The sequence below is a fragment of the Streptomyces acidiscabies genome (assembly GCF_020010905.1).
GTDB lineage: Bacteria > Actinomycetota > Actinomycetes > Streptomycetales > Streptomycetaceae > Streptomyces > Streptomyces acidiscabies.
In genome coordinates, this window is record NZ_JAGJBY010000002.1 from 3,865,436 (window position 1) to 3,887,649 (window position 22,214).

Sequence of the window (22,214 nt, forward strand, 5' to 3'; positions counted from 1 at the left end):
CTACACCGTCCCTTTTACGAATACGAACGTTCCACTTTAGTAACCAACGAGCGAGAAAGAGAGCTGCGATGGGCGAGATCGTCGGAGCCGGGCTGCTGGCACACGTGCCGTTGATCATGCTCCCTCACGAGGCGCGACTAGAGGAGAACGACGGCAAGGAGATCACTCTTGTCACCGGGCTCCAGGCGCTGCGCCGGGAAGTCTTCGAGGTCGCCGACTACGACACCGTCGTGGTCATGGACAGTCACTGGGCCACCACGGTGGAGTTCGTGGTCACCGCCCATGACCGCCGCGCGGGGTTGTTCACCTCCGACGAACTGCCACGCGGCATGTGCCGCATCCCCTACGACTGGCCCGGGGACCCGGAGCTGGCGGGCGAACTGGTCCGCGCCGGCACGGAACAGGACGCCTGGATCACCGGCATCGACGACCCCTACCTGCCCACCCACTACGCCACGGTGAACCTCTGGCACTACCTGGGCCGCGGCCTGGCCGACAAGCGGTGGGTCTCCATCGGGGTGTGCCAGACCGGCGAGGCCGAGGACCACCTCCGGGTCGGTCGAGCGCTGGCGACAGCCGTGGAGCGCACCGACCGCAAGGTCCTCGTGATCGCCTCGGGCGCGCTCTCCCACGCCTTCTGGCCGCTGCGGCAGACGCCGCTGCACACCGCCGCGGCGATCGAGCACATCAGGACGCCGCAGGCCGCCCGGGCCGACCTCGAACGGATCGCCTGGTTCCAGGAGGGAAACCACGGGAAGGTGCTCGCCACGATGGACGAGTTCCGCGCCTTCAGACCTGAGGCGGGCTTCGCGCACTACCTCATGCTGGCGGGGGCGCTGGGCGGAGCGGAATGCACGGCTGCGGCCCGGCAGTTCGGCGAGTACGAGAACGCGCTCGGCACCGGGCAGGTACACCTGTGGTTCGACCGGCCCGAGTCGGGCTGGACCGGCCGGTCATGACCGTCCCCCTGCCCCAGGGCCGGGCCGCGCTGGGGTCGTTCGTCCTGCTGCCCTCGCCCGAGAGCGCCGAACTGCACGCCCGCTGCGGCTACGACTTCCTGCTGATCGACGCCCAGCACGGGCTGTTCGCGGAGAGTGCCCTGCACGGTCTGATCACCGCGGTCGAACTCGCCGGCGCCCTGCCGATCGTACGGGTCGCCTCCGGGGACCACGCCTGCATCGGCCGGGCCCTCGACCTCGGCGCCCGGGCCGTCGTCGTCCCCATGGTGTCGACGGCCGCCGAGGCCGCCTCGGCGGTGGCCGGCTGCCGCTATCTGCCGCACGGCAGGCGCAGTTACGGGCCGATCCGACTGCTCCACACCGGGCGCGCCGCCGAACCCGTCGGCTGCTTCGCCATGGTGGAGACCGCCGAAGGAGTGGCCGACGTGGACGCCATCGCGGCCACCCCCGGGCTGACCGGCGTCTTCGTCGGACCCACGGACCTGGCGATCAGCCTCGGGCTGCCCGCCGACCACCGGGTGGAGGACCCGGTGCACGACGGCGCGATCCAGCGCGTGGCGGACGCGTGTCGCCGCCACGGCATCGCGGCTGCGATCCAGACCTCTTCGGCCGCCGAGGCACAGCACCGGATCTCCCAGGGCTACACCCTGGTCAGCCTGCGCAGCGACGTGGCCCTTCTCACGAGCGCGAGCAGGGACATCGCCGGCAGCGTCCGCACGGCAACCGAGCACACCCGACTCCCGCACAGGAAGAGCGCCCATGTCACGTGACCCGGCCAACGAGCCGCTCCCGGATCCACGGGTGCTCCGGCTGATCCACCCGGACCTCTTCGGCCGGGAGCGCTCGAAGCAGTTCCCCGCCTCTCTCCTGCCCTCCCTGCTCCACGGCGTGGGGTACTCCAAGGTGAGCCTGATCGAAGGACTCACCGGAATCCCTCTGGAGGGCGAGGAGTTCCCCGACCAGAAGACGCACCCCGATCTGCTCGCCGTCCCCGACCGGGCCACGGCGCGCCGGCCGCCCTGGGAGCCGGACGCCGTCTGGCTCCTGGCCGACCTGGTCGAGGAGGGTCCGTCACGGTTGTGCTCCCGTACCGTGCTGCGCGATGCCTGCGCGGCGCTGAAGGAGCGCGGCCTCGACGCCGTGGCAGCCCCGGAGCCCGAGTTCTACCTCCTCCACGGGGACGACGGGCGGCTGCCGTACTCGATGCACGGAACGTCGTACATGATCGGGCGGGAGGTCGACCCGGACGGCGCGTTCGGGCGCCTCCACCGCTCCCTGATGGACTTCGGTGTCGCCGTCACCTGCGCCAACCGGGAGTTCACCCCGGGACAGTTCGAGATCAACATGCATCATGCGGACGCGCTGACCGCGGCCGACAACATGTTCCTGCTGAAGATCGCGGTCAAGGAACTCGCCCGGGGAGAAGGACTCACCGCGACCTTCATGCCCAAGCCCTTCACCGACGGAGAGGGCAGCGGCATGCACGTCCACCTGTCGCTGTGGCGGGACGGTGTCAATGCCTTCGCCTCCGACGACGACGGCGTCTCGGACCTGTGCCGCGCCTTCATCGGCGGTATCCAGTCGCACGCCCGGGCCATCAGCGCGTTCGCCTCCCCGACCGTCAACTCCTACAAGCGGTTCGTCCCGGGCAGCCTGACCCCGACCACCGCCTCCTGGGGCGACGACAACCGCTTCTGCTACCTCCGCATCCCCAGGGAACGGGGAGCGGCGACCCGGGTGGAGGTCCGCGGCGGCGACGCGAGCGCCAACCCCTACCTCCTGCTGGCCGCGATCATCCAGGCCGGCATCGACGGCATCGACAACGACCTGCGACCGCGGGAGAACCCCGACCCCCTCCCCCGTTCCCTGCGCGAGTCGCTGGACGCGCTCGCCGCCGACGACGTGCTCGGCAAGGCCCTGGCACCCGAGCTCGTCAGTGTCTTCATCGGACTCAAGAACGACGAGATCGAACGCTCCGAGCGCACCGTGACCGACTGGGAATGGGACCACTACATCCGCAGGGCCTGACCTGCGCCGAGAAAGGACACCACACATGAAACTGGCGAACGTCAACGGCCGAGCGGCGATCATCGTCGACAACCGGGTGCTCGACATCGAGACCGCCACCAACGGCCGGCTCACCTCGGATCCGGCCGTCCTGAGCGACCTGGCACACCACGAGGAACTCCGCGCCCTCACCACCACGGCCACCGCCACTCTGCCGGTGCTGGACGAGGCCCTGCTCGGGCCGCCCGTGCCCAAGCCCGGCAAGGTCATCGCCCTCGCGCTCAACTACCGCACCCACGCCGAGGAGTCCGGAAAGGCCATCCCGGACGAGCCGCACGTGATGGTGAAGTTCCCCAGCAGCATCACCGGCCCGTACGACGAGATCGTCGTCCCCTCCGGGCGCGAGATGATCGACTACGAGGCCGAGATCGTGCTCGTCATCGGCCGCCGGTGCACCAGGCTCACCGAGGAGGAGGCCTGGGACGTGGTGGCCGGGATCACGGCCGGCCAGGACATCTCCGACCGTGAGGAGCAGTTCCGCCCACCGGTCAAGCAGTTCTCCATGGCCAAGTCGTACGACACCTTCGGTCCCACCGGACCGTACCTGGTCACCCCGGACGAACTGTCCGACCGTGACGACATCGGGCTGATCGGCCGGGTGGACGGCCAGGAGACACAGCGCACCAGGTCCAGCGACTTCATCTTCTCCGTCCCGCGCCTGCTCGTCTGGCTGACCCGGTTCGTCACCCTGGAGCCCGGCGACCAGGTGTGGACGGGCACGCCCGGCGGCGTCGGTGAGGCCCGGACGCCGCCGCTCTACCTGCGCGACGGCACCCTCGTCGAGACCGAGGTCGAAGGCGTCGGTGTCATGCGCAACCGTGCGGTGGTGAAGTGATGCGCGTCATCGGCGAGAGCGAACCCACCGGCGTGTACGGCGGGCAATTCATCGGAGACGTCCGTCTCAGCATGCTGCGCGCGGCGCCCGCGAAAGGCGAACCCGACGTCGCCCTGGTGGCATTCACCGACGGCGCCGTCACCTGCTGGCACGCCCACCCGGGCGGACAGCTCATCTACGTGGTACGCGGCACGGGCGTCGTCGGAACCGACGACCGGTCCGGCGTCGTCCTGGCGCCGGGCACGCTGGTCGAGGCCCCGGCAGGTGAACGGCACTGGCACGGGGCCGCGCCGGGCCAGGACGCCACGCTGCTCTGCTTCACCTGGGGAGCGACGGAATGGACCGACGAGGCACCACATTCATGACCGAACTCATGCCAGACCTCATACCGGACGCCACGGCCGCAGGAATGACGCACACGGACTGGAAAGCCCTGGCCGCGACCCTCGGCCCACCGACGCGGCACCACGTCGACGGCGGCGAACTGTTCCTCTCCGGGCGGACGTACCCGGTGATCTCCCCACGCGACGAGTCGGTGCTCGCCGAGGTCGCCGACGCCGGACAGGAGGACGTCGACCGGGCGGTGGCAGCCGCCCGGCGGGCGTTCGACCATGGCCCGTGGCCCCGGCTCGACCCACTCGAACGCGGCGGCGTCCTGCTCAGACTGGCCGAACTGGTGGAGACCCACCGCTGCGAACTGGCGCTGCTCATCAGCCTGGAAATGGGCAAACCGATCTCCGACGCGTTCGGCATCGAGCTGCGCGCGGTCGTCGACACGCTGCGGTACTACGGCTCGCTGGTCGGCCGGCCGGCCGGCGAGATCCCGCAGGCCGGTGCCGACGCGCTTGCCCTGGTGACCCGTGAGCCCATCGGCGTGGTGGCCGCGATCGTGCCGTGGAACTTCCCCCTCACACTCGGCACTTGGAAGATCGCCCCGGCTCTGGCGGCGGGCTGCACGGTGGTGCTGCGGCCCTCCGAGCAGACGCCCCTGTCCGCGCTCCGCCTGGCCGAGCTGGCGTCCGAGGCCGGAGTGCCGCCGGGAGTCCTCAACGTCGTCACGGGTCAGGGCAAGCTCGCCGGCACGGCCCTCGGCCTGCACCCGGACGTCGACGTCGTGGCGTTCACCGGGTCCACCGAGGTCGGCCGCCACTACCTGCGCTACTCGGCCGACTCCAACCTCAAGCGCGTCTGGCTGGAGCTGGGCGGCAAGTCGCCCAACATCGTCTTCCCGGACGCGCCCTCGCTCGACACGGCGGCGGCCACCGCGGCCTGGGGCATCTTCTTCAACTCCGGGGAGATGTGCACCGCACCCTCCCGGCTGCTCGTCCACACCTCCGTCGCCGAGCGGGTCGTGTCGGCCGTCGTGGAACGGGCGCGGTCGCTGCGGATCGGCGACCCGCTGGACCCGGCCACCGAGATGGGCCCGATCGCCACCGCCCGCCAGTTCGCCACGATCAGCACGTACCTCTCCGATCCCGAAGGCGCCCGACTGCGCACCGGCGGGCTCTCACCGGGCGGCCTCTACCTGGAACCCACCGTCTTCGACCAGGTCGCTCCCGCCTCCCGGCTCAGCCGGGAGGAGATCTTCGGCCCCGTCCTGTCGGTGCTGACCTTCGACACGACCGACGAGGCGGTGGCCCTGGCGAACGACACCGACTACGGCCTGGCCGCCGGGCTCTGGACCTCGGACCTGTCCACCGCGCACCTGGTCGGGCGCCAGCTCAAGGCCGGAACCGTCTGGATCAACTGCTACGAGGAAGGCGGCCTCGACGTGCCCTTCGGCGGCTACAAGCAATCGGGCAACGGCCGGGACAAGTCGTTGCACGCCCTGGAGAAGTACACCGAGCTCAAGACCACCTGGATTCGGCTGTGAGACCACTCGTCGCCGTCCCCGCCCGCGTGGCCGCCACCTCCTCGGCCCTGCGGTACTCCGCCGAGGTCGCCGCGCAGGCCCTCGTCGAGGCCGTCTACCGGGCGGGCGGGGAACCGTTCATCATGCATCCCGCCGACACGGACCGGATCGGAGCACGGATGAGCCGGTGCGACGCCGTGCTGCTGCCCGGCGGCGGTGATCTGGCACCGCATCGTTACGGTGCGCGCACCGTACACGAGGCCGTCTACGACGTGAGTGAAGAACTGGACGCCTTCGACCTGGCCGTGGCCAGGCACGCGCTGGGAGCCGGGATGCCGCTGCTGGCGATCTGCCGTGGCCTGCACGTGGTCAACGTGGCCCTCGGCGGCACGCTGCAACAGCATATGGAGCCCGACCACCGGCACCTCGTGCACCCGGTCGTGTTCCGGGGCGAGAAGGTGGTCGTCTCCTGCTACCACCACCAGCGGATCGACGAGCTGGGCACCGGTCTGCGCGTCGTCGCCGGGGCCGCGGACGGCACGGTCGAGGCCGTGGAGCTGCGCGGTGCCGAGGGCTGGTTCCTCGGTGTTCAGTGGCACCCCGAGGACACGGCCGCGGACGACCCCGCGAACCAAGCCCTGTTCGAAGAGCTGATCAGGGCTGCTTGAGCGGCCCGGCAGGAGTGGCGACCGTGCCGCGCGTCGAGTGGGCGAGCAGCTTGGTCACCAGCTCGCGCAGGATCAGCCGCTCGATGACGGTGAGCGGTTCCATCAGGTCGGCGGTCATCTGCGGGACGTGTGCGGCGAGGGCACGCTCCAGCAGGTCGTTGCCCTTCTCGGTGGCCTCCAGGAGGGAGGCCCTGCGGTCCTCGGGGTGAGGGTGCCGGGTGATCAGCCCGGCCTCTTCCATCCGGGCGATCAGCCGGGTCAGGCCGCCGGAGGTGAAGGAGAGGTCCTCGGCGAGGCGGGCGCTGGTGCTACGGCGTTGCGGATGCCGCGCCAGACGCAGCAGCACCTCGAACTCGGAGCCGCCGAGCCCGGCGGCCTCGCGGATCGTGCGATCGGCCCGTCCACCGAAAGCGTCGGTCAGGCGCAGGATGTCGCCGTACAGGACGACTGCCTCATCGTTCAGAAACTCACTCATAAAGCTGAACCTACAGCAATATTTGTGCCCGATAGTTGAGTATTTATACAAATAAACAGCATGTTATTCGGTTCTTGAAGCTTGAAATATAGCTGCCTTTGCAGATACTTTCCCTGTAGCCGATCACACCGCACCGCACCGCACCGAAGGGACCACCCCCCATGCCACTCGGACGACGTCAGGTACTCGTCGCAGGCTCACTCACCGCCGCCGCAGGCGCCTTGGGCGCCGGAACGGCGCACGCCACGGGACGCGGAGAGGAGACGAAGAGCCTGGAGCAGCTGTACCGCGAGGCGAAGGCGGAAGGCGGCTCGCTGATCGTCTACGCGGGCGGCGACACCCCGACCCAGCAGGACGGCAACAAGGCCGCCTTCGAGAAGGCGTTCCCCGGCATCACGCTGGACATCGTCGTGGACTACAGCAAGTTCCACGATGCCCGCATCGACAACCAGCTCACCACCGGCACCCTCGTCCCCGACGTCGTCCAGCTGCAGACGCTGCAGGACTTCCCGCGCTGGAAGCGGGAAGGCGTACTGCGCTGCTACAAGCCGGCCGGCTTCTCCCGCGTGCACCCCGCCTTCAAGGACCCCGACGGCGCCTGGACCGGCATCTTCGTCGACGCCTTCTCCACGATCTACAACGTCGACAAGACCGGGGCCGCCGCGCCCGCCTCCGCCCGGGACCTCCTCGACCCCCGCTGGAAGGGGAAGATCGTCTCGACGTTCCCGAACGACGACGACGCCGTCCTCTACCTCTACAAGGTCATCGTCGACACGTACGGCTGGGACTGGCTGCGCCGCTTCGTCGCCCAGGACATCGCCTGGGTACGGGGCACCCAGGAACCCGCGGACCGGGTCGAGGCCGGCACCGCGGCCGTCGCCCTCGGCACCGACGGCATGCTGACCCCGGCCGACGGGGTCAGGACCCGTTTCGTCCTGCCGAAGAGCGACCCCTTCATGGCCTGGGCCCAGCGCGCCGCCATCTTCGAGAACGCCAAGCACCCGGCCGCCGCCAAGCTGTACCTGAACTGGTGGCTCGACAAGCAGACCCAGTCGGACTTCTACATGTGGTCCGTCCGCACCGACGTCGCCCCCCACAGCGGCTACCGCCCCATCTGGGACTACCCCAACGCCAACCTGGACGGCTTCGACACGTTCATGGCCGACCGCGCCCTCGTCGAACGCTTCCGGCAGCAGCTGACCCTCTACGTCGGCGAGGTCACCGGAGCACCGTCCCCGGGCTGGCTGGGACTGCACCCCGGCCGCCGCTGACATCTGGTCGGCCGTCTTTCCCGCCTCGTCGGACGGCGCCGGGAGGGGCGATGTCCAGCATTATCTCCGGGGCAGCCAGTGTCCTTGACGGCTGTGAAGTTCGAGGAGTCATGTCCGTAGCGTCTCCGGCGCGCTCCGGCTGACCTGCGAGGGCGCGGCGACCATCGGCCTGGAACTGGTGGACAACGTGCCGTCGTTCGGCGCCGTCCTGATTGCTTTCGGTGGCGGGGCGCTGGCCACCGGCGTGGGGCATGTGGCAAAAACGGAACGGGCGCGTCTCGCTTGTGGCATCAGTCACTTCTGAGGCCGGGGAGGTTTTCCGGGATTCACACAACTCCCGTGTCGTGAAAGGCCCGTTGGGGCGTGGGCGGGTGCCGACAATGGCCGACATGAGCACACAGCATTCGCATAGTCACCGCACAAGAACCCGTCGCGTTCTCGCGGTCGGTGCCCTCGCCGCCGCTCTGCTGGGCCAACTCCTCGGCGGGACAACGGCCATGGCGGCGCCGGTCGGTTTAACCGAGGCGGCAGCAGGGCGAATAGCCTGGAAACCCTGTACCGCGCCCGACGGCACGGGCGGATTCGAGTGCGCCACCCTCAAGGTCCCGGTGGACCGCGCCAAGCCCAAGGGCGCGACCATCGACCTCGCCCTCAACCGGCACCGCGCCACCGACCCGGCCCGCCGCATCGGCCCCCTGCTCATCAACCCCGGCGGACCCGGCGGCTCCGGCGTCGACTTCGCCTTCAGCGCGCCGTCCTCCTTCTCGCCCGAACTCCTCGCCCGCTTCGACATCGTGGGCTTCGACCCGCGCGGCGTCGGCCGCAGCCACCCCGCGACCTGCGACTGGGACCTCATCCTGAAACAGGACCCGCTCCTGTACCCCGGCAGTCCCCGCGACTTCGCCGCCCTGCGCGCCGCCACCGGGGCCCTCGGCAAGGACTGTCTCGCCCGGACCGGCCCCCTCCTGCGCCACATGGACACCGACAACGTCGTCCAGGACATGGACGCGATCCGCGCCGCCCTCGGCGAGCGGAGGATCAGCTACTACGGCGTCTCCTACGGCACGGCCATCGGCCAGCAGTACGCCGCCCGTTACCCCCACCGCCTCCGCGCGCTCGCCCTCGACTCCAACATGGACCACAGCCTCGGCCGTTCGGCGTTCCAGCGGACCGAGGCCGTCGGGATGGAGGAGGTCTACGGCCAGTTCGCCGACTGGTGCGCCCGTACGCCCGCCTGCGAGCTGTACGGCCGTGATGCCCGCGCCCTGTTCGACTCGCTGTACCGGCGCGCCGAGGCCGGTGAGCTGGAGCTGCCGGGCGGGATCCAACTCAGGCCGCAGGACGTCCAGGTGACCGTCATCGGGTTCCTGTACGACCCGGCGTCCTGGTTCCAACTCGCCGACCTGCTCCGCGACATCGACGACCCGACCGAGGGAACGGCCCGCCGCGTCGCCGCGTTCGGCGAGCCGATGCCGTACCCGTTCCCGGCGGTGATGTGCCAGGACTACCGGTTCGGCGTCCCCTCGTACGGCACGCTCGCGAGGGAGAAGAAGGCACTGTCCCGCGTCGCCCCCGTCACCCGGCTCAGCCCGCTCGGCTGGACGGTCATGGCCTCGTGCCAGAACTGGCCGGCCAAGGTCACGAACCCGCCCCGGCCGCTCAAGGTCGACGGCACGCCGCCGATCCTCCTCACCAACAGCCGCTTCGACCCGGCCACTCCGTACGCCTGGGGGACCAACGCCGCGCGGCAGATCGGGCGGGAGGCCGTGCTGCTGACGTACGACGGTGCCGGGCACGGGGATTACTGGCTCAGCCCGTGCGCGCGGGACGCCATCGACACGTACCTGTTGACGCTGAGGACGCCGCGTCCCGGGACGCACTGCCCGGCCGTCTGGCCGGTGGAACCCGCGCCCGAACGCAAGGGTGCGCTGGTCAATCCGCTGCCCGAGCTGGTCGGCACACCGGCGTACTGATGACAAGAGGGCCGGTTCCGGACGGATTCGGGACCGGCCCCCGCGACACTGGTCCCATGACCTCTTCCTTGACTTATGGCGCGCTGGTGCACAGGGCCGCCGCTCTCGTCCGCCCCGGGCGCCGGGTGATTCTCGGGATCGCCGGGAGTCCGGGGGCCGGGAAGACGACGCTCGCGCAGCGGCTGGTGCGGGATCTGGGGCCGGTCGCGGCGCACGTTCCCATGGACGGGTTCCATCTCGCCGACGTCGAGTTGGACCGGCTGGGGTTGCGGGACCGGAAGGGGGCGCCGGAGACGTTCGACGCGGCGGGGTACGCGGCGCTGCTGAAGCGGCTTCGGACGTCGGAGGAGCTGGTGTATGCGCCCGGGTTCGAGCGGGTTCTGGAGCAGCCGATCGCCGGTGCGATTCCCGTGCCGCCCACCGCGCGGCTCGTCGTCACGGAGGGCAACTACCTTCTGCTGGGCGCCGGTTCGTGGGTACGGGTCCGGGCCGAGCTCGACGAGGTGTGGTTCTGCGCGCCGGACGAGAAGGAGCGGGTGCGGCGGCTCGTGGCGCGGCACGAGGAGTTCGGGAAGAGCCACGAGGACGCGGTGGCTTGGGTGTTGGGCAGTGACGAGCGCAACGCCGAGTTGGTGGCGGGGACGCGGGAGCGGGCGGATCTGGTGCTGACGTCCGCCCAACTCCCGGCGCCGTGAGGGTTATTCGCCTGCGTCCTTCGTGCCGTCGAGGCTGCGGACCAGGCCGCGCAGGACCGGGCCGTACTCGGGGTGCGAGAGCGCGTGCGCCATCTGGGCGACCAGGTAGTCCGCCGGGTTGCCGGTGTCGTACCACTCGCCCTGGATCACCTGGCCGTACACGGCGCGGGTCGCGGCGTACGCGTTGATCGCGTCGGTCAAGTAGATCTCGCCGGTGCGGTGTTCGTGCCAGCGGCGGGTCTGCTCGCGCAGCTCGTCGACGATGCCCGGGGTGATGACGTAGCCGCCGATCGCCGCGTACGAGGAGGGGGCGTCCTGCTGCTTCGGCTTCTCGACCAGGCCCGTGATGCGGAGCTGCCCGTCGCCGAGGTCCTCCTTGACGATCGGGACGCCGTAGCGCTGCGAGTCCTTCGGGTCCATCGGGAGCAGGGCGAGGACCGGGCAGCCGGTCGCCTCGTACGCCCGGATGAGCTGCTGGGCGCGCGGGACCTCGGCCACGAACACGTCGTCCGGCCACAGGACGAGCACCGGCTCGTCGTTGAAGGAGCGCGCCGCGTTGAGCACGGGGGTGCCGTTGCCGTACGGGCCGCGCTGGTCCAGGTAGGTGATGTGGCCGCGCCGGGCCAGCTCGGCGACCTCCTCCACCGCGTCCGCGTACGCCGTCTTGCCGTCCGCCCGCAACTGGTCCACCAGCGCCGGGTTCGGCCGGAAATGGTCCTGGATCAGGGACTTGCCGCCCGACACGACGATCGTGATGTCCGTGATGCCGGAGTCCACCAGCTCACGCACCGTGTGCTCGACGACCGGCTTGTCGCCGACCGGCAGCATCTCCTTCGGGATCGCCTTGGTGAGGGGCAGCAGGCGTGAACCGAGCCCGGCGGCGGGGATGACGGCCCTGCGGATCGTGGGGGAGGACATCTGCTCTCTCTCGTACGTATGGGTGCGCTGGCTCTTCGAAGTGAGGCTGAGGACGACGCTACCAACGCGGGCTAACCCTTGAGCGCGTCCGAGATCGACTTCACGCCGCCGTGGGCCGTCAGGCCGCCGTCCACCGGGATCTCCGTGCCCGTGATGAACGAGGACTCGTCGGAGAGGAGGAACACGACCAGCGGGGCGATGTCGTCGACCGTGCCGGAGCGGCCCAGGGGGGTCTCGCCGATCGTCGCGTCGCGGAACGCCTGCGAGGCGGCGGCCGTCATCTCCGTCTCGATGTAGCCGGGGAGAACGGAGTTGACGCGGATGCCCTTCGGGCCCAGCTCGGTCGCGGCGATCTTCGAGACGGCGCGCAGGGCCCACTTGCTGGCCGTGTAGGCGACGGGGTAGTAGCCGGTCAGCGCGGTCGCCGAGCCGATGTTGACGATGGACGAGCCCGGCGGCATCAGCGGGGACAGCTTCTGGATGCCGAGGAGGGGCCCGGTCGTGTTGACGGCCTGCACCCGGGCCATGTCCTCGGGCCGCACGGTGTCGAGGCGCTGGCGCTCGATGATCCCCGCGTTGTTGACGAGGCCGTGGATCTGGCCGTACGACTCGCGCAGACCGCCGGCCAGCGCGTCCCAGTCGGCCTCGCAGCTGATGTCGAGCTTCAGGCACCCGTCGTTCTCGGGGCGCGCGTCGGTGGCGACGACGGTCGCGCCGGCCCGGGTGAGGGCGTGGGCCTCGGCCAGTCCCTGTCCGCGTGCCGCGCCCGTGACGACGATGACCTTGCCTGCGAGACGGCCCGTGGGCTGCCCGTTCTCCGTGATCGTGCTCATGCCGGACAAGTTACCGTCCCGGGTGCGGGCAGCCGTTGGGAGGCTGCCCGCAGGGGGGGCTCAGTGGGTCAGGGGCTTGGTGGGGTCAGGGCTTCGCTGCGATCCGGCCCAACTCGATCCGTGCGATGTCGGGGGCGGCTGCGGTCGCGTTGCCGAACGTCACCGTGTTGCCCCCCTTTCGCAGCTCGACCGGGACACCGACCGTCCAGTAGTCGTCGGTGCTCCACGTGTTCTTGAACGTGACCGTGCGTGGCGCGCCGGTGTCGACCGTGACGTTCGCCGTGCGGGACATGATGTCGGTGTTGTAGGCGTGCCCGTTGTCGCGTCGGTCGTTGTGCGCGTAGGTCACGACCAGCAGATACCGCCCGGACTTCGGCGCGTTCACCCTGAACTCGGCAGTGCTGTCAGGGCTGTTGCCGAGGCTGCCGATGTACGCCCCACCGGGCGCGTACGCCGAGTCGACGAGCTTGGCGCCGCCCGCGAGCACGGCATCGGCGGCGCTGTACGTGAGGACGTTCTTGTCGGACCCGTCCCCCGACACGTCGAGCGAGCGCAACGACGCGTGGCCCGACGTCACCGCGACGCGGTTGTTCCCCGCGACCAGGTACAGCCGCAGCGCACGGTTCGGCACGGCGGCCAACTTCTCTCCGTGCAGGGCGAGTTGGACCGGCCCCGATCCCTTCGGTACGACCGTGTAGTAGCCGTCACGCGGCGCGTACACGTCGAACACGGCCTTGTCGCCGCCGCGCAGCACGAGCGAACCGGTGCCTGTTCCGGCGGAGGAGGCGTAGTCGTACGCCGGACGCCCGCTGATGTCCGTGAGGGTGGCCTCGTACGACGCGGTCGGCGTTGCGCTGCGCCGGGTGAGGTCGATCCGGTCGAGCGTGACCTCGGCGTCGCCCTTCGCGAGGCTCAACACGTGGGTGCCGGAGGTCAGTTGGAGGCTGACGTCCTGCTTGGCGCGGTAGGTCCAGTTCTGGGTGGAGGGGTAGGTCACGGTGACCGGGGCGCCGCCGTCGACGGACAGTTTCTGCGTGGCCGGGCGGCCGGACTGGTTGCCGTACAGGACCGCCAGGTCGTACGTCCCGTCCTCGGGGACGGTCACCGTGAAGTCGACTTTGCTGGCAGGGGTGTTGAGGGAGCCGACGTCCTTGGTGCCGGACGCCGCGTAGCCGTTGGCGTTCTGGACCGTGCCCTGCGTGTAGACCGTGCCGCCGGTGATCGCCGCGTCCTCGGCCTCGTACGACGCGGACCAGGGGACTGCGGGTGCGGCGGGGGTGCCGGTGCCGGACGGGGTCAGGACGATCCGGTAGGCCGACATCTTGTGCAGGCCGCGCAGGGGGACGGTGACCGTGCCGTCGGCGGCTACTTGGGTCTTGACGCGGCTCAGGACCTGCGGCGCCGCGTGCTGACCCTCGTACCCGGACCAGCCGGCCTCGGCGACCGTCGCGGTGACCGTACGGCCGAAGAGCTTGCGGGGGACGTTCTGTACGACGACGTCCGCGTCACCCGCCGAGCCGCCCAGCAGAACCTGGGCCTGACGGCGCGAGGTGTCCAGCGAGGCCAACCCCTGGAGCGTGTCGATGGTGTTGGGCTGCGGCGGGGTCACCTTGACGGTGTCGCCGGTCAGGCCCGCGTACCAACGCAGCAGCCACCAGCCGCCGTTGGGGATGTTGGAACGGACGACGTGGCCGCTGAGGTTGCCCGCCGCGTCCCAGTACGCCATGTTGGCGTACACCTTGTTCCTCTCGAACATCGAGATCCACTGCACGAGTTGGCCCGGCACGGACAGGTCGCGCCGGTTCGCGTACTCGTCGATGTTGATTTTGAGCGGGCCGATGCCCAACTCCCGCTCCAGGGCACGGTAGTTGTCGTAGTGGCCCTGAAAGTCGCGCAGGGAGCCGGAGTTGAGTTCGTGCCAGGTCATGATCTGCGGGAGGACGTTCTCGCGCTGCGCGAAGGTGAGGAAGTCCCGCAGGAAACGCGGGTAGTAGCCGGTCTCGTTGGGCCCGGCGATCACCGCGTCCGGGTCGATCGCGCGGATCCGCTCGTACACCGTCTTCCAGTGCGTGAGGAAGCGGTCGCGCTCCACCTCGTACTCCGCCTGGGGGCCGTTGAGCTTGTACCAGATGAAGTCCGGTTCGTTGAACGGGATGTAGACGAACCGCTCGCTGTTCGGGTCGGCGGCTATGCGGCGGGTGATGCTGTCGACCTTGGGGAGGTAGTCGTCGATGCCGAGGTCTTCGTACGGCCACTTGGCGTAGATGTCCTGCATCATGACGTTGATCTCGCCGCCGCCGTTGCGGAAGAACGCCTTCGACACGGCCTGCGCGTCGCCGTTCGGGTGCTGGAGACCGCCGTCCGGCTTCTGCGAGACGCTGGTGATCTTCAGGGGTTCGAGGGCCGCGTCGCTCGGTACGCCGTCGTCGCCGAGGCCGTACAGGGCGCCGTTCGCGCCGAGTTGGACGGGGCCTTCGGAGGCGGCGAGGTCGACGGTCAGGCGCTGGGTGTCGAGGGGGGTCTGAGCGGTCGAGGGGAGTGCGCCGGTCATGAGGGCGGCTCCAAGTGCGGTGGTGACAAAGGCGGTTCGGAGTCTCGTGCGGGTGGGGGCGGTCACGCTGATGGACCTCCGGTCATTTGACGGCTCCACTGGTGATTCCGGACACGATCTTTCGCTGGCCGACGAGGAACACGGCGACCATGGGCAGGCTCATCACCACGACGTACGCGAAGACGAGGTGCCAGTTGTTGAGGTAGAGCTGGGCGCTGGCCACCTGGTAGAGGTTGAGCGGCAGGGTGGCCCGCTCTCCGCCGCCGAGGACGAAGAACGCGTAGAAGACGTCGCTCCACGCATAGAGCGTCACCATGATCGTCGCGGTCGCGATCACGGGCCTGAGCAGCGGCAGGACGATCCGTACGAAGATCCGCGCCGGCCGTGCCCCGTCGATCCGCGCCGCCTCCTCCAGCTCGAAGGGGATCGCGCGGATGAACCCCGTCATGAAGAAGATGGACGTCGACAGATACATGCCGGTGTACACGGCGATCATCCCGGGCCGGGTGTTCGCCAGCCCCAGTTGCCGCAGCTCCATCACGACGGTGACGACCGCCGGAGGCAGCAGCAGCCCGCTGATGCACAGCGCGTAAGCCGCCGACACCAGACGGGACTTGCGCCGAGCGAACACCCACGCGGCACCTGCGCCGAGCACCAGCACGAGGACGACCGAAGGCACCACGACCAGCAGGGAGTTGAGCAGCCCGCGCAGCATCTCGCCTTCGCTGACGGCGTCTTGGTAGTTGCTCGCGGGCTGCCAGTGTTGCGGCAGGTCGAGGTTCGGCTTGATGGCCTCCGCCTGCGGCTTAGCGGAGGTGACCGCGACCAGCCACAGAGGTACGCCGATGGCGAGCGCGGCGATGAGTATGACGAGGGCTGGGCGGCCAAATCGCCAGAGTCTCACAGCAGTTGCTCCCTTCGTCTGAGACCGACGACCAGCGGGATCGCCACCGCGACCACGATCAGGAAGAGGACCAGGCTCATCGCCGTGGCCTGCGCGTACAGGCCCTGGCCGAAGATCCGGAACATGTAGATGTTGAAGACCTCCGTGGAGGCGGCCGGGCCGCCGCCGGTCGTGGCCTGCACGATGTCGAAGGTGTTCATCGAACCGATCAGCGCGGTCGTCACGTTGAAGGTCACGGCCGGTGCGAGCATCGGCCAGCGCACCGACCGGAACGTCCGCCAGGGCCCGGCGCCGTCCATCCGCGCGGCTTCGAGCATGTCGTTCGGGATGCCCTTGAGCCCCGCGAGATAGATCAGCATCGCGAGGCCCATCCACTTCCAGCCGTGGATGACACTCACGATCACCAGCGTCCAGGTCGTCGACCCCAGCCACGGAACGTCCGTCCCCAGCACGGAGTTGAGGGCGCCGTCCTGGTCCAGGAGCGCCTGGAACACGTACCCCGTGGCGAGCGCCGAGATCAGCACCGGCAGGAAGAACACGGCCCGGAAGAACCGGTTGAACCGGGTGTCCGCCTCCAGCAGCAGCGCGAGGCCGAGACCGAAGCCGTTCTGGAACAGCGCGGCGAGGACGGCGTACAGCAGCGTCGTACGGATCGCCCGCAGCAGGGAGCCGTCCTCGGCGACCGCCTTGAAGTTGTCCAGGCCCGTGAACGAGATGTCCGAGTGGTACGACGACCAATTCGTGAACGGGTAATAGAAGTTGAGCAGGTTGGGGGCGAGGAAGAAGCCCGCGAAGACGAGGATGGCCGGGAGCGCGAACCACCAGGGGTGGTGGACGGCGGCGCGGGGGAGTCGGCCTGGCTTGGGCTGACGGCTCTTCGGAGCGCGGGAGTTGGCTCTTGGGATGGTCTGAGTCATCGTCAGAATCCGGGCGCGCCCTGCGCCTTGGCGACCTGGGCGAACTGGTCCTGGATCGCCTGCGCTACCTGCTGCGGACTCTTCTTGCCGTAGATCATGTCGGCCAGGTAGAGGTGCGTGTCGGGGGCGACGATCGCCTTGGCCTGGAAGACGCCGATCGCCTTGGGCAGCGCGGCGACTTGAGCCTTGGACGTCTCCGGGAGCCCGTCCGGGGTCGGCACCGACGGCTGGACGGACGGGATCTTCATCGCCGCGATGTAGTCGGTGTAGTCGGGCCCGAGCCAGTACGCGAGGAACTGCCGGGCCGCGTTCTCCCGCTTCTCGTCACCGGTGCGGAAAGCGACCACGCCGTTCGTCTGGTCCGGTGAATACAGCCCTGTCGCCGAGGAGTTGGCGACCGGGAACCAGCCGATCCGCTGGTCGATCTCGGCGGTGGAGTACTTGGCCTGCAACTGGCTCTGGAACGAGGTGACGTTGAGGACCATTCCGGCCTCGCCCTTCCACAGGGCGTCCGCCTGGCCCGTGAACGTGCCGGTGCGGTAGTTCTTCTGCGCGAGCCCCGCGTCGAGGAGTTGGTCCTTGTACTTCTTGATCGCGGCGACCACGACCGGGTCGGTCCACTTCTTCTCGCCCTTGTTGAGGCCGTCCCACCACGCCGGGTCCAGGTCGGTCAACTGGAGCTGCATCTGCCACTGGAGGGGCCACTTGTCGCCCCCGGCCTCGTAGAAGCCCGCCGCGTCCGTCTTGTCGGTCACCGTACGGCCGAGCGCGAGGAGTTGGTCGTAGGACTTCGGGAAGTCCTTCTCGCTCAGGCCCGCTTGCCGGAAGACGTCCTTGTTGTAGTAGACGCCGAGCATCGCGGGACTGGTGACGATCGCCGCGTACCGCTTACCGTCGATCACGCCCAACTTCTGTTCCGTGCCGCCGAGTTTCGCGACCCACGGTTCGTCGTCCAGCGTGAGCAGGTTCTGCTTCGGCTGGATGAACGGCAGCGTGGAGATGGAGGGCTGCCAGAACATCAGGTCCGGGCGGTCGCCCGAGGCGAGCTTCGTCGGCACGTTCTGCTCGTACAGGTCCGGGACCGCCTGCGTCTCGACCTGCGCGCCGGTCGCCTTCTCGAAGGCGTCGATCACCTGCTTCGGCGCGGTGACCGTGTTCTGCGCGGTCCACATCGTCAGCTTCACGCCGTCCAGGCGCGCGGTCGGGTCGACGGCCGCGCGCTTCGTGTCCTTCGCGTCCGTGCCGGAGTCCCCGGCGGTCGGGTCGCTGCACGCGGTGGCGGCAAGGCCTAGGGCGCAGATCAGCGCCAGGGCTGGGAGAGCTCTTGTCTGCATCACGTGCCTTTCGAGAACGGGGTGGTTCCAGGAAGCAGGATCAGAACAGTGGTGCTCGTGAGGGGTGTTGTGTTGTGCGGGGAGTTCAGGGCGTGGTGCGGCGTTGCTCGTGCGGGGAGTTCAGGGCCCGGTGTGCGGTGCTGCCGTGCTCTCCCGCACCACCAACTCCGGTACGGAGACGGGGTGCGGGGCGATCTGGGCCGACTTCTCCAGCACCCCGTGCAGCGAGGCGAACGCCGCTCTGCCGAGGCCGGTGAAGTCGAGGCGGACGGTCGTCAGGGACGGGGTGAGGTAGGCCGCGTGGGGCGCGTCGTCGAAACCGGCCACGCTGACCTCGCCGGGCACACTGCGCCCCGCCTCGTGCAGCGCGCGCAGGACACCGAGCGCCAGGTCGTCGTTGCCGCACAGGATCGCCGTGACGGCGGGGTCGCGGGCCAGCCTCCGGCCCGCCGTGTGTCCGCCGGCCGGTCCCCAACTCCCTTGCAGCGGACGGGGGATGGCGGCACCGGCCTCGCGCAGTGCCTGACGCCAGCCCTCGGTGCGGGCCGCCGTACGCCGGGTGCTGGAGGGGATCGCCACGTACTGCACCGTGCTGTGGCCCAGCGCGAGGAGGTGGCGCGTCACCTCGTACGCCGCCTCGCGGTCGTCCGTCCACACCCAGGGGCGGTCGCCGTCCGGGGGGCTCGCCGGGGTCTCCACCACGCCCACGACCGGGAGTTCGGCGGGGACGGACGTCAACGCCCGTACGCCTGCCGGGTCGTATGCGATCACGATGAGACCGCCGCTCGCGTCCGCCGCGCGCCGCACCTCTGCGGTGACGGCAGCCTCGTCGGCCGATTCCAGGACGCCGATCCCGACCGCGTACGCCGCCGCGCGGGCCGCCTCCTCGATGCCCTGGAGGATCGCCGCGTACCCGTAGTGCGTCGTGTTCGCCGTCAGCACCGTCACGCTGCGGCTGCGCCCGCTGGCCAGCGCCAGCGCCGTCGCGTTGCGGCGGAAGCCCAGTTCGCCGATCGCCGCGAGCACTCTGTCGCGTGTCTCCTGGCGCACGCTGGGGTGGTCGTTGATCACCCGGGACACGGTCTGGTACGAGACACCGGCGGCGCTCGCCACATCCCTGATGCTCGCCGGGCGCCTTGTGTGACCGGTCACATCCATGCCAGGATTGTGACCGGTCACACAAGGGTCGTCAAGAGACCGTAACGATGGATTCACACGACGGATTCACGCGGACGGGAGGTGCCGTGACCGGCACGGTGGACGGGCTTGTCTGGGGTCATGAGGGTCTTGAGGTGGAGTTCGGGGTTGCTTCCGATGGGACGCCGAGGGTGGTGCGGGTGGGGGTTGACGGGAGGCGGGTCGATCCTGAAGTCGCGTTGCCGTTGGTTGAGTTGACGGCGTTTGGGCGGGGGAGTGGGTGGTCGGGGCCGCGCTTCACGGGGACCGCACTCGGTAACCGGCTGCGGTACCGGGGGCATTCGGGTGGGGCCTCGTTCGGGGGGACAGCCGGGTTTGAGGGGATGACTGTAGAACTCCACGACGCCGAGACCGGGTTGACCGCCTTCGTCGAGTTCGAGGGTGTCGCCGGGGTGTCGGTGCTGCGGTCACGGGTGCGGCTCCGGAACGACGGCCGTGAGCCTCTTGTCGTCCAGTCCGTCAGCAGTCTGCTCCTCGGTGTACTGCCGCCTCCTCACTTGCTGGACGTGCACTGGGCTCGTAACGACTGGCTCGCGGAGTGCCGTTGGGACTGTGCGCCGGTCCGGGACGTCGTCGCCGATATCGGGGCCGCCGTCCATCAGCACGACAGCCGGGCCGCGTTCCGCCTTACCGGGCGCGGGAGTTGGCCTACCGACGGGCACCTCGCCATGGGCGCGCTGACCGAAGTGGGCGACGGGCGGGCCTGGTTGTGGCAGATCGAGTCGCCCGCCGGGTGGCGGTGGGATCTGGGGGAGCGGGACGGGCGGACGTGCCTCGCGCTCAATGGGCCCACCGACGCGGAGCATCAGTGGCGGGTGCGGCTCGGGGTGGGGGAGTCGTTCACGACCGTGCCGGTCGCCCTGGCGGCCGGTGCCGGGTTCGACGACGCCATGGGGGCGTTGACCTCGTACCGGCGTGCTGTGCGGCGTCCGCACGCCGACCATGTGGCGCTGCCTGTCGTCTTCAACGACTACATGAACACGCTGATGGGGGACCCGACCACGGCGAAGCTGCTGCCGTTGATCGACGCGGCGGCCGAGGTGGGGGCGGAGTATTTCTGCATCGACTCCGGGTGGTACGACGATGACGCCGACGGGTGGTGGGACAGCGTCGGCGCGTGGGAGCCGTCCGCCCGGCGTTTTCCCGACGGGGGCATTCAGCGGGTGCTGGAGCGGATCCGGGAGCGCGGGATGGTGCCCGGGCTCTGGCTGGAGCCCGAGGTCGTGGGCGTACGCAGCCCTGTCGCCCGGTCGCTTCCCGACGACGCCTTCTTCCAGCGGGACGGCATCCGGCTCACCGAACAGGGCCGCCATCAGCTCGACTTGAGACACCCGGCGGCTCGTGCACACCTTGACCGGACCGTCGACCGGATCGTCGGGGAGTGGGGGGTGGGGTATCTCAAGCTCGACTACAACATCGTCGTTGATCCCGGGACGGTCGGGCCTGAGGACCTTGCGCCAGGGGCGGGGCTGCTCGGGCATGGCCACGCGTATCTGTCGTGGCTGTCAGGGGTGTTGGACCGGTATCCGGGGTTGGTCGTCGAGAACTGTGCGTCCGGGGGGATGCGGATGGACGGCGCGACCCTCGCGGTTTCCCAACTCCAGTCCACCAGTGACCAACAGGACCCCTTGCGCTACCCGCCCATCGCCGCGTCCGCGCCTACGGCTGCGCCGCCTGAGCAGGGGGCCGTGTGGGCCTACCCCCAGCCGTCGTACTCCGACGAGTTGATCTCGTTCACGCTGGGTGGGGCGTTGCTGGGGCGGGTTCATCTGTCGGGGCATCTGGATCAGATGAGTTCTCGTCAGATCGCCTTGGTTCGCGGGGCGTTGGACACGTACAAGGCGATTCGGGGTGACCTGGCGCGGGGGTTGCCGTTCTGGCCGGTGGGGTTGCCGGGGTGGGGGGACGAGTGGGTGGTGTTGGGGATGCGGGTGCCGGGTGGGGCGACGTATCTGTCCGTGTGGCGGCGGGGAGGGGAAGACGAACTCCGGGTGCCTGTTGAGCATTTGGCGGGGCCAGGGGTGGGGGTCGAGGTGCTGCATCCGGGTGCTGCGGGGAGTGGGGGCGCAGTGTGGGACGGGGGTGGGGTGGTGGTGTCGGTGCCGCTCGTGCCGGGGGTGGTGCTGGTGCGGTTGAGCTGAGCGTGGCCGTGGGCGGTACGAGTCTCCTCGTACCGCCCGGTCGGGTCAGAGCATGCAGCCGTTGGGGCAGAAGGAGGCCATCCGCTTGAACGCGGCCCGGGTGTTCGGTCCGGGATCTCCGTCGATCGCGTCGTTGTAGTCGTAGAACCGCGCGAGGAAACGCTGGAGCGCCTCCACCGTGTTGGGGCCGACGATGCCGTCGATGGTGTCCCTGTAACCGAAGTTCGCCTTGAGGTAGCGCTGGATCGCCTTCCAGCTCTCGGTGCCGAGCAGGCCGTCGAGGTCGCCGCGGTAATCCCAGCGGGCCTGGAGCGCGCCCTGGACCTTCCTGGCCTCCGCCTGGCTCAGGCCGAGGTTGACCGTCGCGAGGATGCGGGCTTCGGTGCTGGACGCTGCTTTCGTCTCCTGTGCGGGTGCGGCGAATCCCGCGCTTGCGCCTGCCAGACTGCCGGCGGCGATTGCGGCGGCCGTCGCCGCGCCGACGAGGGTCCTGGTCAGAGTCATGGGTCGCATTCCTGTCCCGTTCGGTCGTGAGGCGGCACCCGATGTGCCGGATGCCGCCCCTTTTGTTCAGAGCGTCTTGCTGCCCTGGAAATGCTGGCCGGTACGGGGGATGCGGGGTAC

20 protein-coding genes and 1 pseudogene are annotated in these 22,214 nt (G+C 69.6%); 12 read left to right on the forward strand and 9 right to left on the reverse strand.

Going from position 1 to position 22,214, the window contains the following annotated elements; genetic code table 11:
* Positions 1-68 precede the first annotated feature (68 nt).
* The 7 genes from J8M50_RS43440 to J8M50_RS43470 are packed head-to-tail and all read left to right on the forward strand — an operon-like array spanning position 69 to position 6,381.
* Positions 69-959: a DODA-type extradiol aromatic ring-opening family dioxygenase gene (locus tag J8M50_RS43440; RefSeq protein WP_010352803.1), complete on the forward strand. Its 891-nt coding sequence runs from the start codon at positions 69-71 to the stop codon at positions 957-959.
* Positions 956-1,729 (forward strand): HpcH/HpaI aldolase family protein, encoded by a 774-nt coding sequence (locus tag J8M50_RS43445; RefSeq protein WP_010352802.1) that lies wholly within the window; start codon positions 956-958, stop codon positions 1,727-1,729. Before J8M50_RS43440 ends, J8M50_RS43445 begins: the two co-directional genes overlap by 4 nt.
* Complete coding sequence (locus J8M50_RS43450; RefSeq protein ID WP_010352801.1) at positions 1,719-2,987, forward strand: glutamine synthetase family protein; 1,269 nt, start codon at positions 1,719-1,721, stop codon at positions 2,985-2,987. The genes J8M50_RS43445 and J8M50_RS43450 overlap by 11 nt, the downstream gene beginning before the upstream one ends.
* A 25-nt stretch (positions 2,988-3,012) precedes the next feature.
* The gene (locus J8M50_RS43455; protein ID WP_010352800.1) at positions 3,013-3,861 is read left to right on the forward strand and encodes a fumarylacetoacetate hydrolase family protein; all 849 of its coding nucleotides are present in this window, start codon (positions 3,013-3,015) and stop codon (positions 3,859-3,861) included.
* Complete coding sequence (locus tag J8M50_RS43460; protein WP_010352799.1) at positions 3,861-4,226, forward strand: cupin domain-containing protein; 366 nt, start codon at positions 3,861-3,863, stop codon at positions 4,224-4,226. Before J8M50_RS43455 ends, J8M50_RS43460 begins: the two co-directional genes overlap by 1 nt.
* 8 nt (positions 4,227-4,234) lie before the next feature.
* Positions 4,235-5,734, forward strand: a complete 1,500-nt coding sequence (locus tag J8M50_RS43465; protein WP_370516648.1) for an aldehyde dehydrogenase — start codon at positions 4,235-4,237, stop codon at positions 5,732-5,734.
* Positions 5,731-6,381, forward strand: coding sequence for a gamma-glutamyl-gamma-aminobutyrate hydrolase family protein (locus J8M50_RS43470; protein ID WP_010352797.1), 651 nt, complete (start codon positions 5,731-5,733; stop codon positions 6,379-6,381). The genes J8M50_RS43465 and J8M50_RS43470 overlap by 4 nt, the downstream gene beginning before the upstream one ends.
* Here J8M50_RS43470 and J8M50_RS43475 read toward each other — a convergent pair.
* Positions 6,368-6,856, reverse strand: coding sequence for a MarR family winged helix-turn-helix transcriptional regulator (locus tag J8M50_RS43475; RefSeq protein WP_010352796.1), 489 nt, complete (start codon positions 6,854-6,856; stop codon positions 6,368-6,370). The genes J8M50_RS43470 and J8M50_RS43475 overlap by 14 nt on opposite strands.
* Before the next feature lie 161 nt (positions 6,857-7,017).
* Between J8M50_RS43475 and J8M50_RS43480 the strand changes: the two genes are divergently transcribed.
* The 4 genes and pseudogenes from J8M50_RS43480 (at position 7,018) to J8M50_RS43495 (ending at position 10,795) form a co-directional block, all read left to right on the forward strand.
* A complete protein-coding gene (locus J8M50_RS43480) occupies positions 7,018-8,127 on the forward strand; it encodes an ABC transporter substrate-binding protein (RefSeq protein WP_010352795.1) in 1,110 nt (369 codons plus the stop codon).
* A 139-nt stretch (positions 8,128-8,266) separates the two neighbouring features.
* Positions 8,267-8,389, forward strand: a pseudogene (locus J8M50_RS43485) (threonine dehydratase); the annotation flags it as partial.
* A gap of 127 nt (positions 8,390-8,516) precedes the next feature.
* Positions 8,517-10,100, forward strand: coding sequence for an alpha/beta hydrolase (locus J8M50_RS43490; RefSeq protein ID WP_040836081.1), 1,584 nt, complete (start codon positions 8,517-8,519; stop codon positions 10,098-10,100).
* A 56-nt stretch (positions 10,101-10,156) separates the two neighbouring features.
* Complete coding sequence (locus J8M50_RS43495; RefSeq protein ID WP_010352793.1) at positions 10,157-10,795, forward strand: nucleoside/nucleotide kinase family protein; 639 nt, start codon at positions 10,157-10,159, stop codon at positions 10,793-10,795.
* 3 nt (positions 10,796-10,798) lie between these two features.
* On the opposite strand, the gene J8M50_RS43500 is transcribed toward J8M50_RS43495, so the two are convergent.
* The 7 genes from J8M50_RS43500 to J8M50_RS43530 form a co-directional block, all read right to left on the reverse strand.
* Positions 10,799-11,713, reverse strand: coding sequence for a UTP--glucose-1-phosphate uridylyltransferase (locus tag J8M50_RS43500; RefSeq protein ID WP_010352792.1), 915 nt, complete (start codon positions 11,711-11,713; stop codon positions 10,799-10,801).
* Between the two features lie 71 nt (positions 11,714-11,784).
* The gene (locus J8M50_RS43505; protein WP_010352791.1) at positions 11,785-12,546 is read right to left on the reverse strand and encodes an SDR family NAD(P)-dependent oxidoreductase; all 762 of its coding nucleotides are present in this window, start codon (positions 12,544-12,546) and stop codon (positions 11,785-11,787) included.
* Positions 12,547-12,631: 85 nt separating this feature from the next.
* Positions 12,632-15,097, reverse strand: a complete 2,466-nt coding sequence (locus J8M50_RS43510; protein ID WP_010352790.1) for a carbohydrate-binding protein — start codon at positions 15,095-15,097, stop codon at positions 12,632-12,634.
* Between the two features lie 82 nt (positions 15,098-15,179).
* The gene (locus tag J8M50_RS43515; RefSeq protein ID WP_075660835.1) at positions 15,180-16,001 is read right to left on the reverse strand and encodes a carbohydrate ABC transporter permease; all 822 of its coding nucleotides are present in this window, start codon (positions 15,999-16,001) and stop codon (positions 15,180-15,182) included.
* Positions 15,998-16,918, reverse strand: coding sequence for a carbohydrate ABC transporter permease (locus J8M50_RS43520; RefSeq protein WP_010356962.1), 921 nt, complete (start codon positions 16,916-16,918; stop codon positions 15,998-16,000). The genes J8M50_RS43515 and J8M50_RS43520 overlap by 4 nt, the downstream gene beginning before the upstream one ends.
* Before the next feature lie 2 nt (positions 16,919-16,920).
* Positions 16,921-18,252: an ABC transporter substrate-binding protein gene (locus tag J8M50_RS43525; RefSeq protein ID WP_010356963.1), complete on the reverse strand. Its 1,332-nt coding sequence runs from the start codon at positions 18,250-18,252 to the stop codon at positions 16,921-16,923.
* Between the two features lie 120 nt (positions 18,253-18,372).
* Positions 18,373-19,410 (reverse strand): LacI family DNA-binding transcriptional regulator, encoded by a 1,038-nt coding sequence (locus J8M50_RS43530; protein WP_050987333.1) that lies wholly within the window; start codon positions 19,408-19,410, stop codon positions 18,373-18,375.
* A gap of 47 nt (positions 19,411-19,457) precedes the next feature.
* Between J8M50_RS43530 and J8M50_RS43535 the strand changes: the two genes are divergently transcribed.
* Positions 19,458-21,590 (forward strand): glycoside hydrolase family 36 protein, encoded by a 2,133-nt coding sequence (locus J8M50_RS43535; RefSeq protein ID WP_040837558.1) that lies wholly within the window; start codon positions 19,458-19,460, stop codon positions 21,588-21,590.
* 45 nt (positions 21,591-21,635) lie between these two features.
* Here J8M50_RS43535 and J8M50_RS43540 read toward each other — a convergent pair whose 3' ends face one another.
* The gene (locus tag J8M50_RS43540) at positions 21,636-22,094 is read right to left on the reverse strand and encodes a peptidoglycan-binding domain-containing protein (RefSeq protein WP_010356966.1); all 459 of its coding nucleotides are present in this window, start codon (positions 22,092-22,094) and stop codon (positions 21,636-21,638) included.
* Positions 22,095-22,214: the final 120 nt, after the last annotated feature.

Bases quoted from the DNA above. Each gene is read 5' to 3' on its own strand.
- J8M50_RS43440 (WP_010352803.1), top strand. From the start codon at position 69: ATGGGCGAGATCGTCGGAGCCGGGCTGCTGGCACACGTGCCGTTGATC.
- J8M50_RS43445 (WP_010352802.1), top strand. From the start codon at position 956: ATGACCGTCCCCCTGCCCCAGGGCCGGGCCGCGCTGGGGTCGTTCGTC.
- J8M50_RS43450 (WP_010352801.1), top strand. From the start codon at position 1,719: ATGTCACGTGACCCGGCCAACGAGCCGCTCCCGGATCCACGGGTGCTC.
- J8M50_RS43455 (WP_010352800.1), top strand. From the start codon at position 3,013: ATGAAACTGGCGAACGTCAACGGCCGAGCGGCGATCATCGTCGACAAC.
- J8M50_RS43460 (WP_010352799.1), top strand. From the start codon at position 3,861: ATGCGCGTCATCGGCGAGAGCGAACCCACCGGCGTGTACGGCGGGCAA.
- J8M50_RS43465 (WP_370516648.1), top strand. From the start codon at position 4,235: ATGCCAGACCTCATACCGGACGCCACGGCCGCAGGAATGACGCACACG.
- J8M50_RS43475 (WP_010352796.1), bottom strand. From the start codon at position 6,856: ATGAGTGAGTTTCTGAACGATGAGGCAGTCGTCCTGTACGGCGACATC.
- J8M50_RS43480 (WP_010352795.1), top strand. From the start codon at position 7,018: ATGCCACTCGGACGACGTCAGGTACTCGTCGCAGGCTCACTCACCGCC.
- J8M50_RS43490 (WP_040836081.1), top strand. From the start codon at position 8,517: ATGAGCACACAGCATTCGCATAGTCACCGCACAAGAACCCGTCGCGTT.
- J8M50_RS43495 (WP_010352793.1), top strand. From the start codon at position 10,157: ATGACCTCTTCCTTGACTTATGGCGCGCTGGTGCACAGGGCCGCCGCT.
- J8M50_RS43500 (WP_010352792.1), bottom strand. From the start codon at position 11,713: ATGTCCTCCCCCACGATCCGCAGGGCCGTCATCCCCGCCGCCGGGCTC.
- J8M50_RS43505 (WP_010352791.1), bottom strand. From the start codon at position 12,546: ATGAGCACGATCACGGAGAACGGGCAGCCCACGGGCCGTCTCGCAGGC.
- J8M50_RS43510 (WP_010352790.1), bottom strand. From the start codon at position 15,097: ATGACCGGCGCACTCCCCTCGACCGCTCAGACCCCCCTCGACACCCAG.
- J8M50_RS43520 (WP_010356962.1), bottom strand. From the start codon at position 16,918: ATGACTCAGACCATCCCAAGAGCCAACTCCCGCGCTCCGAAGAGCCGT.
- J8M50_RS43525 (WP_010356963.1), bottom strand. From the start codon at position 18,252: ATGCAGACAAGAGCTCTCCCAGCCCTGGCGCTGATCTGCGCCCTAGGC.
- J8M50_RS43530 (WP_050987333.1), bottom strand. From the start codon at position 19,410: ATGGATGTGACCGGTCACACAAGGCGCCCGGCGAGCATCAGGGATGTG.
- J8M50_RS43535 (WP_040837558.1), top strand. From the start codon at position 19,458: ATGGATTCACACGACGGATTCACGCGGACGGGAGGTGCCGTGACCGGC.
- J8M50_RS43540 (WP_010356966.1), bottom strand. From the start codon at position 22,094: ATGACTCTGACCAGGACCCTCGTCGGCGCGGCGACGGCCGCCGCAATC.